Here is a 12,131-nt window from a genome sequence, read left to right as displayed (position 1 = left end):
TCCGGCTGACCTGACCGGGCTTGATGAGCGACTCTTTACCCCTGCTCCTGCGTGCTGCGCGCGGTGAATCGGTGGAGCGTCCTCCGGTGTGGATGATGCGCCAGGCCGGTCGCTACATGAAGATCTACCGGGACCTGCGGGACAAGTACCCCAGCTTCCGTGAGCGTTCCGAAAACCCTGATCTCTCCTATGAGATCTCCATGCAGCCGTTTCACGCCTTCAAGCCCGATGGCGTGATCCTGTTCTCCGACATCCTCACGCCCCTGCCGGGGATGGGAATCGATTTCGACATCATCGAGAGCAAAGGCCCCCAGATCGGCGATCCAATCCGGAGCATGGCCCAGGTGGATGCCCTGCGCCCCCTCAACCCCGCCGAGTCGATGCCCTTTGTGGGTGAAGTGCTGGGTCGTCTGCGCCAAAGCGTCGGCAACGAAGCAGCTGTTCTCGGCTTCGTTGGTGCCCCCTGGACCCTGGCCGCCTACGTGGTGGAGGGCAAGAGCAGTAAGAACTACGCGGTGATCAAGGCCATGGCCTTCCGCGAACCCGAGATCCTGCACAAGCTGCTCGACCACTTCGCCGAGTCGATCGCCAACTACCTGCGCTATCAGATTGATTCTGGCGCCCAGGTGGTGCAGATGTTTGATTCCTGGGCGGGCCAGCTGAGCCCAGCGGACTACGACACCTTCGCTGCGCCTTATCAGAAGAAGGTGGTGGATCTGGTCAAGCAGACGCACCCCGACACCCCCTTCATCCTCTACATCTCCGGCAGCGCCGGCGTGATCGAGCGGATGGCCAACACCGGAGTTGACATCGTTTCGCTCGACTGGACGGTGGACATGGCCGAAGCCCTGGCACGTCTGCCGGAGCACGTTGGTGTTCAGGGCAACGTGGATCCCGGCCTGCTGTTCGGCACCCCGGAGGCGATTGAGGCCCGCATCGATGACTGCGTGCGCAAGGCCCGCGGCAGGAAGCACATCCTCAACCTCGGCCATGGAATCCTGCCGGGCACACCGGAAGAAAACGGTGAAGCCTTCTTCCGGGCCGGCAAGAGCGTGATGGACCGTCTCGGGGCTGTCGTTTGACCCGCATCCTGGTGACCGGCGCCAGCGGATGCGTCGGTCAGTACGTCTCCCGCTGGCTTCTGGACCACTCGGATGCCGAGCTGCTGCTCTGGCTGAGGGACCCGGCCAAACTCACCGCTGTTCCAGCAGACCATCCCCGCATCCGCCTCTTGGTCGGGGACCTGCGGGACACCGACCGTTTTGCCCAAGAGCTGGCCTCGGTGAACCGGGTGATTCACACCGCCACGGCCTGGGGTGACCCCGAGCGGGCCGAACAGGTGAATGTGGTGGCGGTGAAACGGATGCTGGCGCTTCTGGAGCCCAGCAAGCTGGAGCAGATCATTTACTTCTCCACGGCCAGCGTGCTCGACCGGCACCTGCGCCCCCTGCCGGAAGCTCTGGCCTACGGCACGGAATACATCCAAACCAAGGCTCGCTGCCTCAGGGATCTGGAGCAGCACCCCCTGGCCAGCAAAATCGTGGCGGTGTTTCCCACCTTGGTGTTCGGTGGACGGGTCGACGGCACCAGCCCCTTCCCCACCAGCTACCTCACCGAAGGTTTGGCTGAAGTCAGCCGTTGGCTCTGGCTGGCCCGTTGGCTTCGGGTGGATGCGAGCTTCCACTTCATCCATGCGGAAGACATCGCCCGCATCTGTGGCCTGTTGGCCACACGCCCCCATGAACCGAACCGAGAACCCGGGCAAGGCGCCCTGCGCCGGGTGGTGATGGGACAACCGGCCATCTCGGTGAACGACACCGTGCAAACCCTCTGCCGCTGGCGCGGTGTGGCCCGAACGCCCGGCATTCCGCTCTGGCCATGGCTGATTGAGACCCTGATCCGCGTTCTGCCGATCGAAGTGAATGCCTGGGACCGGTTCAGCATTCGCCAGCGCCACTTCATCCATGACCCGGTGACCCAGCCGGAACGTTTCGGTGGCAGCAGCCATGCCCCTGACTTGGCAACAGTTCTTAGCGATTCCGGCTTACCCAACCGCGGAACCCCCAGACCCGCGCGTAAGGTCAATGCATCGACCTAGCACTTTCATGCGCTCCGTCATCCGCACCATTGCAGCCGCCTGCTGCGCCTTCCTGATGCTGATCGGCCTCAACGTCGGCAGCGCTCAAGCCGCCACTGTTGAAGTGAAGCTCGGCACCGACGGCGGCATGCTCGCCTTCGAGCCCGCCACCGTGAACATCAAGGCCGGCGACACCGTCAAGTTCGTCAACAACAAACTGGCTCCTCACAACGCTGTTTTCGAAGGCCACGACGAGTACAGCCACTCTGATCTCGCCTTCAACCCCGGCGAATCCTGGGAGGAAACGTTCGCCACCGCTGGCACCTACGACTTCTACTGCGAGCCCCACCGCGGTGCTGGCATGGTCGGCAAGGTGATCGTTGAGTGATTCCTGGATTTCTGAGGAAATCTCTGAACATCTCAAATTGAACTGAAATCCCCGGGCTGTGTATTAACCACAGCCCGGGGTTCTTTTTTTTGCCGGCAACGATGGATAGCTTGGGGCATTGAGGGGGGTTGCGATGGCACGCCTATCAGGCCTGATCCTGACGTTGCTGTTGATCGTTGGCGCAACAGGCCTGCCGTCTGCTCCGGCGATGGCGCTTGACACGATCGAAAGCTCCGCCTTGGAGCGAGGTGAGCAAATTTTCAACAGCAACTGTGCGGCTTGTCACATGGGGGGCGGCAATGTGATCCGCGCCAACCGAACGCTGAAGATCAGCGACTTGAACGACCATGTGGAGGCCTACTCCAGCTCCCCGCTGGAGGCCCTGGAGCATGAGATCGAGGATGGGCTGAATGCCATGCCCAGCTATGCCGACAAACTGAGTGAAGAGGAGATCATGGCGGTGGCCACCTACGTGGAACAACGGGCCGAATTGGGCTGGTCCAGGCGATGAGTCGTGAAGCTCTTCGCGATTTTTTGCGGGCTGTGGAGCACCACCAGGGCTTACGGCGTGATGCGGCCCAATGCCGTGATGACGATCAACTGTTGGCCCTGGCACGCCGCCACGGCTTCAATGTGATCCAGCGGGATCTCTGCGACGACGCCCGCGAATCAGCCATCACCAGTTGGTTCGAAACCAGCCGAATCCAGCGCTCGTTTCAATCACCACCCTTCCAATCAAATCCCTCGCAATCAACAGCCTCCCAATCAACAGCCCCGCAACCACCAAAGACCTGATGGCCGTTGTCACCCTGCTCAGTGATTTCATCGACGGCACCAGCATGGCCCTGGCGGAAGACACCGACGCCGCGGATCTGAACGCCTTCATGACCGCCAATCAAGGCCGGCTCTGGGCGAGCGTGCAGCAGCGCCGCCGGCAGCGGCAGCAAACCATCGAGCGGCGAGGTCCGGGAACGGTGTACTTCGCTGCGGACGCCCCAGGGGCTGCGGCCGTGGAGCGCTACCTCGGCAGTGACACGGGCTCAGCTGAGGAAGCAGCAGCGCTGCAGGCCATGCGGAGCGCTGGGGTGGAGATCGCACCCCATGTGGGAGCAGACCGTGAACGCGATGTTCTGCTCAACGGCCGGTTGAAGGACCTAACGGCCCAGGCCAAGGCCAAAGCCAAGGGTTTTGGTTGAAGCCATGGGCGATGCAGCGATGACGCTTCCTGAAAACCCGCTTGGCCTGCAGAGTTTTGACGAGCTGGTGGAGTGGACCGTGTCCTACCTCCACTTCAAACACGCCCTGGAGGTGATTGCCTTCACCCCAGAGGTCGCAAGGTCGTATCTCGATCGCTTCAGCGCGTTCAGCAGCCGCTATGCCACGGAGATGAAAAAACAGGACATCCTTGAAGCCCGCCTCCCAAAAGAGATGCGGGAGAGCATCGAAGCCGAAAACGCTCACCGCGCGCTTCTACGGGAGCTGCTCAACGGCTGATCAAACGGCGGACCGAGTCTGCTTGGCCGCCTGCAACACAGCCAGATAGAGATCCTCGTCGATTTCCCGGATGTCGTACTCCGTGGGTTTCACACCGTGGTGGTGCTCATGCACCACCATCCAACAGCTGCGTTCCAGCTCACCGCCAGCCGTTGCTGCGAGCGCCAGGCCCTGCTGCACGAGGGAGTCCACCAGCGGCTGATCAGGCATTGGCATCCAAGGGTTCGGCAAACTCTAAAAAGACACCCCGGTTTGCCGCTCCCTGGTGTGGGGACCGATCCAAAGGCTTCGGTTTGCCCCCACTGAAAACGGAACAAGCCCCATACGGTGAACCCAGTTGAAACGCATCCGAGATGCAACCCACGGCGGAACAGTTCACCGAACAAGCCTGGGCCGCCATCGTCGCCGCCCAGCAACTGGCGCAGAGCGCCAGGCATCAACAACTTGAAACGGAGCATCTGCTGCTTGCGCTGTTGCAGCAGAACGGTCTGGCTGGACGCATTCTCAGCAAAGCAGGGGTCGACGTCGGCAATTTCCAGGCGGCCGTCGACAGCCATCTCAGGCAGCAGCCCAGTCTTGGCTCTCCACCGGAATCGGTGTTTCTTGGGCGCTCCCTCAACAGCTGCCTGGATCGCGCCGAAACAGCCCGCGATGGTTTCAGTGACAGCTACATCGCCATCGAACATCTGTTGCTGGCCCTGGCCGACGATGAACGCTGCGGCAGGCAACTGCTCAGCCAAGCGGGCGTTGACACCAGCAAACTCAAAGAAGCCATTACAGCCGTGCGAGGCAACCAGACGGTGACCGATCAAAACCCGGAAGGGACCTATGAATCGCTTGAGAAGTACGGACGGGACCTGACGGCCGCCGCCCGTGACGGAAAGCTGGACCCGGTGATCGGTCGCGACGAGGAGATCCGGCGCACCATCCAGATCCTCAGCCGGCGCACCAAAAACAACCCCGTGCTGATCGGCGAACCCGGGGTCGGCAAGACCGCCATTGTTGAGGGATTGGCGCAGCGCATCGTGAATGGCGATGTGCCCCAGGCCTTGCAGAACCGTCAGCTCATCGCCCTCGACATGGGAGCCCTGATCGCCGGTGCGAAATACCGCGGTGAGTTCGAGGAACGGCTCAAAGCTGTGCTCAAGGAGGTCACCGCCTCGGAAGGCCAGATCGTGCTGTTCATCGATGAAATCCACACGGTGGTGGGCGCTGGCGCCACCGGTGGAGCGATGGATGCCAGCAATCTGCTCAAGCCGATGCTGGCCCGGGGGGAACTGCGCTGCATTGGCGCCACCACCCTCGACGAGCACCGCCAGCACATCGAAAAGGATCCCGCCTTGGAGCGTCGCTTCCAGCAGGTGCTGGTGGATCAACCCACGGTGGAAGACACCATCTCCATCCTGCGTGGTCTGAAGGAGCGCTATGAGGTGCATCACGGTGTGCGCATTGCCGACAGTGCCCTGGTGGCTGCTGCTGTGTTGAGCAGCCGCTACATCGCCGACCGCTTCCTGCCCGACAAGGCCATCGATCTGGTGGATGAGTCGGCCGCCCGCCTCAAGATGGAGATCACCTCCAAACCGGAGGAGATCGATGAAATCGATCGCAAGATCCTGCAGCTGGAGATGGAGAAGCTCTCCCTCGGCCGTGAATCCGACAGCGCCAGCCAGGAACGCTTGCAACGGATTGAACGGGAACTGGCGGAACTGGGCGAACAGCAAAGTTCCCTGAATGCCCAGTGGCAGCAGGAGAAAGGAGCGATCGATGAGCTGTCGTCGCTCAAGGAAGAGATCGAACGGGTGCAGCTGCAGGTGGAACAGGCCAAACGCAGCTACGACCTGAACAAAGCAGCGGAACTGGAATACGGCACCCTGGCCTCGCTGCAGAAGCAGTTGCTCGAACAGGAAGCCCAGATCGCCTCAGAGGAGCCAGGCGAGAAAGGCTTGCTGCGGGAGGAGGTGAGTGAAGACGACATCGCCGAGGTGATCGCCAAGTGGACCGGAATCCCTGTGGCGCGGCTGGTGCAGAGCGAAATGGAGAAGCTGCTGCAACTCGAAGATGATCTGCATCAGCGGGTGATCGGCCAGCACCAGGCCGTCACCGCCGTCGCCGATGCGATTCAACGGTCTAGGGCGGGGCTGAGCGATCCGAACCGCCCCATCGCCAGCTTCCTGTTCCTCGGCCCCACGGGTGTGGGCAAGACGGAACTCTCCAAAGCCCTCGCCAACCGGCTGTTCGACAGCGATGACGCCATGGTTCGCATCGACATGTCGGAGTACATGGAGAAGCACACCGTGAGCCGTTTGATCGGGGCACCTCCCGGCTACGTGGGCTATGAGGCCGGTGGCCAGCTCACCGAAGCGGTGCGTCGTCGGCCCTACGCCGTGATCCTGTTCGACGAGGTGGAGAAAGCCCACCCGGATGTGTTCAACGTGATGCTGCAGATCCTCGATGACGGCCGTGTCACCGATGGGCAGGGCCGCACCGTGGACTTCACCAACACCGTGCTGATTCTCACCAGCAACATCGGCAGCCAGTCGATCCTGGAGCTGGCCGGCGATCCCGAGCAGCATGGAGCGATGGAAAGCCGGGTGAATGACGCTCTCCGAGCCCATTTCCGGCCGGAATTCCTCAATCGCCTCGACGATCAGATCATCTTCCACAGCCTCAGGCGGGAGGAACTGCGCCAGATCGTCACCCTTCAGGTGGAACGTCTGCGCCAGCGGCTGGCTGAGCGCAAGCTGGAGCTCAGCCTGAGCGATGGGGCCGCCGACTGGCTCGCCAATGCCGGATATGACCCCGTCTACGGGGCACGGCCGCTGAAACGTGCTGTGCAGCGGGAACTGGAGACACCCATTGCCAAAGCGATTCTGGCGGGTCGTTACAGCGAAGGGCAGGCGATCAGCGTGGAGCTGGAAGCGGACGCGTTAGCCCTGCGCTGAAAACCAGGCGGGAACAGCGCAGTAGGTGGCGGCATTGCGGCTGTTCTCCCGCGCCTCCACGCCAAAGCAACAGGTGCGACCGCCGTCCCGCTCCCGCAGCAGCTCATTGGCCCAGGTCCAGATCAAGGCCGCCGTTGCCTCCATGCCCACGTTCTCCATCACGCGGAGATCAATGGCCTGGAGGTCATGCAACCGCTGCCACTCCGCCAGCAGTGGATCGTCTGCATTGACCAGAAAGGTGTGGTCGAACTGCTGCCTCAGGCGTTCTTCGAAGGGGCGAAGGCTGGAAAAATCAACAACAAACCCGCAGGCATCCAGCTCCGTTGCGGCGAACCAGAGGTTGAAACTGCGGCTGTAGCCATGCACGAAGCGGCAATGGCCCTGGTGGCGCCACTGCCGGTGACAGCAGGGATAGCCGCTGAAGGCTTTGCTGCAGCTGTAGGGGGTCGGAGAAACGAGCAAGGGGTGAAAACGCGGAATGGAGCACGCTGCGGGAAGATTCAGGGCGTTGCCCGAATGTCCGAGGCCTGATGCAGCCCCTCAGCCCCGCCTTCATTGACCAACTCCGTTTTAACGAAGCGGGGCTGATTCCAGCTGTGGCCCAGGACTGGCTGGACGGGGCGGTGCTGATGGTGGCCTGGATGAACCGGGAGGCCATCGAAGCCACCCTGCGCAGCGGTGAAGTGCATTACTGGAGCCGCTCACGCCAGGAGCTTTGGCACAAGGGGGCCACCAGCGGTCACGTTCAGACGATGCGGGAGATCCGCTACGACTGCGATGCCGACGTGCTGCTGGTGACCGTGGAGCAGGCTGGGGATGTGGCCTGCCACACCGGCTCCCGCAGCTGTTTCTACGAAAACAGCGATGCCCGAACGGCCGGAGGCCCCGAGGCTTTAGCGCCGCCAACGGATGCCTGCACCGAACTGTTCCGGGTGATCGAAGGGAGACGCGAGCAACCGGAAGAGGGCAGCTACACCAACAAGCTGCTGGCGGGGGGAGACAACAGCATCCTCAAGAAAATCGGGGAGGAGAGCGCTGAATTCGTGATGGCCTGCAAAGACGACAACGCTGCCGAGATCGCCGGCGAGGCTGCGGACATCGTCTTCCACATGCAGGTGGCCCTGGCCCATCACGGCGTCAGCTGGCGGCAGGTGCAGGAAGTGCTGGCCGCACGTCGTGGTGCCCCGCGCCGGCACTAAGGCAGGCAGGGGCTGTCGCTACTGATCACAACTTCATCGCCAAGCTCCACGGTGTCCAACAACACCCCCATGGTGAGCTTTCCGGCATTGATGCAACCGCCAGTCACCGCCTTGCCGATCCGGGACTCGTCATTGGTGCCGTGAATGGCGAAGCTGTACCAGCGGAAGACACCGTCATACGTGTTGAAACGAAAGGGCTGATCCGTAGCCGGCACAGGAGCCAGGCTGATGTAACCGACGCCGTATTCCCCGGTTTCCCCATCACCTTTGAAGTCAATGGAGTTCATGTTGGTGAAGAGGCTCTCGCGCAGCTCCTCTTCTGATTTGCCGGATTGCTCCACCAGTGCGGGATCCATCTCGAAGCGGTCGTTGCTGAGGATGGCGTTGACCTGAAAGGTTCCAAGGGGAGTGATGCCCTCTTCAAAGGTGGTGCCTTCACAGGCAATGCCATGGCGACCATGGCCAACGGTGAAACGCAACGGCCCCTCAGCACGATCCAACACACCTTCACTGGCTGCTGGATTGCTGCCGTCCAGCTGAATCCGAATCGGTGCTCGAACCTGTGGGTTCTGCTGGGGCAGGCTGTTGTTGGAACGACAACCCACCAGACTCAGCAGCAGACCAGCCAGCGCCAGAGAACGGACCAGGTGCATCGATGAACCACGACTGCCGGCAGCATGCCGCGCCCGCATGGTGACGTCACTCAAGTGATTCAGATTCGGCCGGTTCGATGGGCTTCCGAAGCGTTGAACCGAAACGGGTGGTCTGCTGCATGACCCACGCCAGCGTGAGGCGATCCCGCTGCGATGGCACCAATACCGGACGCTCGCCCTGGCTGATCGCCAGAGCATCAGTGGGAACCGAACTGTGGCCCCAGAGGCCGAAGGCGTGACCCAGTTCATGCAGAGCGGTGGCCTGCAGTGCTTCCGCTCGCAGCCCTGGTGACACCATCACCTTCACCAGGGGTTCAAGCCTTCGGCGGCCCTGGCGCTGCACGTCCACAACCTGAAGTTGTGTGCGTCCGTTGCTGGCGCGCCACACCCCAGCCACCTGCCGGCGGGCCGGACGCTGCCGATGAATCAACACGTTCGCCTGGTCCGGATTGTCCACCAGCGTGAGCGGAACCAGTGCACGCCAGGTGGTCAGCGCCGATGCCACTTGATCAAGCCAGCGTTGGTCCCAGCGGTTGGCCGGCGTGGCGGCGGCGGGCTGAACCCACACGCACCAGTGCTTCAACACCGGAGGGCCCAGGGAGGTGGTGGCGATGGAGGAGGCATAGCCCGGCCTTTGGCCTGGAGGCTGGCGTTCCAAAGCCACCTGCAGGGTTCGAACCTGCTGTTGTGGAGGACAGAGCTCGGGCTGCATCAGGCGGCGGGAAGACCCACACCGCGGGCCATCAGGGTGGCCATCAACGGAATGCTGGCGAAGCCGACCAGTTCAATGTTGATGATCCAGGCCAGACGCTTGGCCAGGGCTTCGCTCACCTTCGGCAGCTCACCCTTGCGCAGGGGGATCGCCCAGAGGATGTAGGTGATCGTGGGATACAGCGACAGGCCTCCCACGGAGAGGTACAGACCAACCTTCCACCAGAACAGCGGATTCTGGGTGTAGAACTCAGCCCCTTGGCCGAAGTGGATCACCCGCAGGATTCCACTGACAAGAAGAGCCAGGGCAGCGATGCCGTAAACGATGTCGGTGATCACCATCGCCGTGGCTTCCTGGCGATTCGGATCCGCTTTGATCAGCTTCCGCTCCAGCACCAGAGCGCCAAAGCAGAGCATGAAGCTGAGGTAGTGAACGTAGGCAACGCCGGCGTTTTTGGCGATGTCGGACGTGAGAGCGACGGCCAGGGGCATGGGCGTGGCGGCGGAAGGTGCGGCGACCTTAGCCACCCAATTGAATTAACAATGAAAGATTCACTTCAGTAACAGGAAGAAAGAGTGAAATAGCGCACAAAGTATTAATTCGGGAGTCTTTATTATGACCGCCAGAAAAAAACACTTTGGTTCTAGGTTCAATTCAGCCGTATCGTCATGATGACGAGTTCTCTGAGTGCTTTTCTCGGCGAAATTGGTCGCCATCAACTGCTCACTCCAGAGCAGGAACTCATGATGGGGAGGAAGGTTCAGGCGATGGTCGCCATCACAGAACGCTGTCACCTGTCTGGCGGGAGTGGCCCAGCCTGTGAGTACAGCGATGAAGAAAAAGGCGTGATTCGCCGTGGCGAACGGGCCAAGAATCAGATGATTACCTCCAACCTTCGTCTTGTCGTCAATCTGGCCAAGCGTTATCAGGGCAAGGGTCTGGATCTGCTCGATCTGATTCAAGAGGGCACCCTTGGCCTCACCCGAGCCGTCGAGAAAAGAAATATGACCCCACCCGCGGCCATCGTTTCTCCACCTATGCCTACTGGTGGATTCGGCAGGGGCTGAATCGAGCGCTCTCCACCCAAAGCCGCACGATTCGCATTCCTGTGAATGTGAACGAAAAGCTCACCAAATTGCGGGCTGCCAAGGCACGCTTGATGCAGCGCAATGGCCTCAGCCCCAGCGGAGAGCAACTGGCGGAGTTCATGGAGATCCCCATCGCTGAGGTGGAAGATCTGCTGGCCTGTGAACTGCGCAGCGTCACCGTGAGCCTGCAGGGGGTTGTGAAGTCGAAATCGGATCCCTCCGAGCTGGTGGATGTGCTGCCAAGCGAGGAGCTCCCGCCGCTGGAAAGGGCCGAGATCGCTGAACGCACCGCGTCCGTGTGGTCTTTGCTGGCCAAAGCCAATCTCACCCCGAAAGAACACACCGTTGTGACCCTGCGCTTTGGGCTGGATGGCACCAACGAATGGCGCACCCTTGCCGAGGTGGCACGCCACATGAACTGTTCACGGGAGTATTGCCGTCAGGTGGTGCAGCGGGCCCTGCGCAAACTGCGCAAGACGGGCATTCAAAGCGGACTCGTGGAATCCACACCCTGAAGATCGGCACGCCCCGCTGGCGTCTTGCGGAGGAACTGGGGAGAGTGGTTCCAACCGGTTCCCTCCGCATGACTGACCAGGCTGCGCGAACCACCGTTGAAGCCGACGTGCTTGAACGGGAAGTGATCGACGAAAACCTGCTGCGGCGCCTGCTGCAGCGGGCCGGCAGAGGTCTTGCCGCCCCAGCCCTGGAAGCCCTGGAGTTAATGCTTGACCCCGGGACCCCCTCAGCCGCGCGGCTGACGATGCTCGCCGCTCTGAGTTATTTACTGATGCCGGCCGACCTGATTCCAGACCTGCTGCCGGTGGCCGGTTTCAGTGATGATCTGGTGGCGCTTACGGCCATGGTGGGTCTGTGGAGCAATCACGTCACTCCAGCCATCCGGATGCGAGCTCGCCGCAAACTGGATCGCTGGTTTCCCCTGGCGCACTGAATCGCTGAACTGAATCGCTGATCAATGTCTGGCTGGACCCCTGAATTTGAAGCGGACCTCACTCTGCTGCTGAAGGACTGGTTGAAGCAGCAAGGGCGCACCCAGGCCGACCTGCGTCGAAACCTGCGCGCTGTGTCGACCCGAATGCCTGCCCTGCTTGAGGTGCTGGAGCGCGAACACAACATGCGTGGACTGGCTGGACTGGCTGATCGGCTCTGCAGCGTTGAAGCCGAATGGCATGGCCAGCCTTCCAGCGAACCTGCCGGTGTGGCAACGGCCGACGACGATCCGTTCGGGCAACTTGATCTGCTTTTGCAGGAAATTCGAGACGACTGCACCGATTAACGGCCGACACGGGCAAAGTGGTGGCTCAGACATCGCACCGATGACGCGAAATCACCTTCTCAGCGCCTCCGTTCTGTTGATGATGTCAGTGTTGGGCGCCGCCTCGGCCCATGCGCAAACCGAGGGGTGGCTGCGGGGACCGGGTAGCGCCACGGGCAAAGACAGCAAGATTGAAGCCGATTGCATCAAGGCAGAGGACGGCTCCGTTACCTGCGACACCAAGGTGGTCAACCCGGCCAGCGACACCAAGGCTCGCCCCTACTACAACCCCTTCAACGACTGAA

At 61.6% G+C, this 12,131-nt stretch carries 17 protein-coding genes and 1 pseudogene; 13 read left to right on the top strand and 5 right to left on the bottom strand.

What is annotated here, in order from left to right; genetic code table 11:
- Window positions 1-23 precede the first annotated feature (23 nt).
- The 7 genes from hemE to SynRS9907_RS04975 all read left to right on the top strand — a co-directional run bounded on the left by hemE (window position 24) and on the right by SynRS9907_RS04975 (window position 3,959).
- Window positions 24-1,082, top strand: coding sequence for a uroporphyrinogen decarboxylase (gene hemE, locus SynRS9907_RS05005; RefSeq protein ID WP_038555750.1), 1,059 nt, complete (start codon window positions 24-26; stop codon window positions 1,080-1,082).
- The gene (locus tag SynRS9907_RS05000; protein ID WP_188022022.1) at window positions 1,079-2,098 is read left to right on the top strand and encodes an NAD(P)-dependent oxidoreductase; all 1,020 of its coding nucleotides are present in this window, start codon (window positions 1,079-1,081) and stop codon (window positions 2,096-2,098) included. The genes hemE and SynRS9907_RS05000 overlap by 4 nt, the downstream gene beginning before the upstream one ends.
- A gap of 7 nt (window positions 2,099-2,105) precedes the next feature.
- A complete protein-coding gene (gene petE, locus SynRS9907_RS04995; RefSeq protein ID WP_038555756.1) occupies window positions 2,106-2,465 on the top strand; it encodes a plastocyanin in 360 nt (119 codons plus the stop codon).
- 133 nt (window positions 2,466-2,598) lie between these two features.
- A complete protein-coding gene (locus SynRS9907_RS04990) occupies window positions 2,599-2,976 on the top strand; it encodes a c-type cytochrome (protein ID WP_188022021.1) in 378 nt (125 codons plus the stop codon).
- The gene (locus SynRS9907_RS04985; RefSeq protein ID WP_255445990.1) at window positions 2,973-3,260 is read left to right on the top strand and encodes a Nif11-like leader peptide family natural product precursor; all 288 of its coding nucleotides are present in this window, start codon (window positions 2,973-2,975) and stop codon (window positions 3,258-3,260) included. Before SynRS9907_RS04990 ends, SynRS9907_RS04985 begins: the two co-directional genes overlap by 4 nt.
- A complete protein-coding gene (locus SynRS9907_RS04980; RefSeq protein ID WP_188022020.1) occupies window positions 3,260-3,661 on the top strand; it encodes a hypothetical protein in 402 nt (133 codons plus the stop codon). Before SynRS9907_RS04985 ends, SynRS9907_RS04980 begins: the two co-directional genes overlap by 1 nt.
- A 19-nt stretch (window positions 3,662-3,680) precedes the next feature.
- Window positions 3,681-3,959, top strand: coding sequence for a hypothetical protein (locus tag SynRS9907_RS04975; RefSeq protein ID WP_186495632.1), 279 nt, complete (start codon window positions 3,681-3,683; stop codon window positions 3,957-3,959).
- Here SynRS9907_RS04975 and SynRS9907_RS04970 read toward each other — a convergent pair whose 3' ends face one another.
- Entirely contained in the window at window positions 3,960-4,169 is a 210-nt protein-coding gene (locus SynRS9907_RS04970) for a hypothetical protein (protein ID WP_188022019.1), read from the bottom strand.
- A 143-nt stretch (window positions 4,170-4,312) separates the two neighbouring features.
- Between SynRS9907_RS04970 and clpB the strand changes: the two genes are divergently transcribed.
- Window positions 4,313-6,901 carry an ATP-dependent chaperone ClpB gene (clpB, locus tag SynRS9907_RS04965; RefSeq protein WP_188022018.1) on the top strand — a complete coding sequence of 863 codons (2,589 nt, stop codon included), beginning with the start codon at window positions 4,313-4,315 and terminating at the stop codon, window positions 6,899-6,901.
- Here clpB and SynRS9907_RS04960 read toward each other — a convergent pair.
- Window positions 6,887-7,363, bottom strand: a complete 477-nt coding sequence (locus tag SynRS9907_RS04960; protein WP_188022017.1) for a 6-carboxytetrahydropterin synthase — start codon at window positions 7,361-7,363, stop codon at window positions 6,887-6,889. The two genes, clpB and SynRS9907_RS04960, sit on opposite strands and share 15 nt — an antisense overlap.
- A gap of 68 nt (window positions 7,364-7,431) precedes the next feature.
- Here SynRS9907_RS04960 and hisIE point away from each other — a divergent pair, with 68 nt between their 5' ends.
- Entirely contained in the window at window positions 7,432-8,100 is a 669-nt protein-coding gene (hisIE, locus tag SynRS9907_RS04955; protein WP_188022016.1) for a bifunctional phosphoribosyl-AMP cyclohydrolase/phosphoribosyl-ATP diphosphatase HisIE, read from the top strand.
- Here the strand turns inward: hisIE and SynRS9907_RS04950 are convergent.
- From SynRS9907_RS04950 to SynRS9907_RS04940, 3 genes are read right to left on the bottom strand one after another with little or no spacing between them, the layout of a single operon-like run.
- Entirely contained in the window at window positions 8,097-8,753 is a 657-nt protein-coding gene (locus SynRS9907_RS04950) for a L,D-transpeptidase (protein ID WP_115008835.1), read from the bottom strand. The genes hisIE and SynRS9907_RS04950 overlap by 4 nt on opposite strands.
- 46 nt (window positions 8,754-8,799) lie before the next feature.
- Window positions 8,800-9,465 (bottom strand): peptidase, encoded by a 666-nt coding sequence (locus SynRS9907_RS04945; protein WP_188022015.1) that lies wholly within the window; start codon window positions 9,463-9,465, stop codon window positions 8,800-8,802.
- Window positions 9,465-9,956, bottom strand: a complete 492-nt coding sequence (locus SynRS9907_RS04940) for a DUF2214 family protein (RefSeq protein ID WP_011363983.1) — start codon at window positions 9,954-9,956, stop codon at window positions 9,465-9,467. Before SynRS9907_RS04940 ends, SynRS9907_RS04945 begins: the two co-directional genes overlap by 1 nt.
- 180 nt (window positions 9,957-10,136) lie before the next feature.
- Between SynRS9907_RS04940 and SynRS9907_RS04935 the strand changes: the two are divergent.
- The 4 genes and pseudogenes from SynRS9907_RS04935 (at window position 10,137) to SynRS9907_RS04920 (ending at window position 12,130) form a co-directional block, all read left to right on the top strand.
- Window positions 10,137-11,068: pseudogene (locus SynRS9907_RS04935) on the top strand (sigma-70 family RNA polymerase sigma factor).
- Window positions 11,069-11,136: 68 nt separating this feature from the next.
- Entirely contained in the window at window positions 11,137-11,502 is a 366-nt protein-coding gene (locus SynRS9907_RS04930) for a YkvA family protein (protein ID WP_115008832.1), read from the top strand.
- 24 nt (window positions 11,503-11,526) lie between these two features.
- Entirely contained in the window at window positions 11,527-11,847 is a 321-nt protein-coding gene (locus tag SynRS9907_RS04925) for a hypothetical protein (RefSeq protein ID WP_114988339.1), read from the top strand.
- A gap of 40 nt (window positions 11,848-11,887) precedes the next feature.
- Window positions 11,888-12,130, top strand: coding sequence for a hypothetical protein (locus SynRS9907_RS04920; protein WP_244273063.1), 243 nt, complete (start codon window positions 11,888-11,890; stop codon window positions 12,128-12,130).
- Window position 12,131 lies beyond the last annotated feature (1 nt).

Origin of the sequence: Synechococcus sp. RS9907 (assembly GCF_014279615.1) — a bacterium.
In the GTDB taxonomy this organism is placed as follows: Bacteria; Cyanobacteriota; Cyanobacteriia; order PCC-6307; family Cyanobiaceae; genus Parasynechococcus.
Note: the sequence above shows the minus strand (reverse complement) of the source record. Positions and strands in the feature narration are given on the sequence as shown.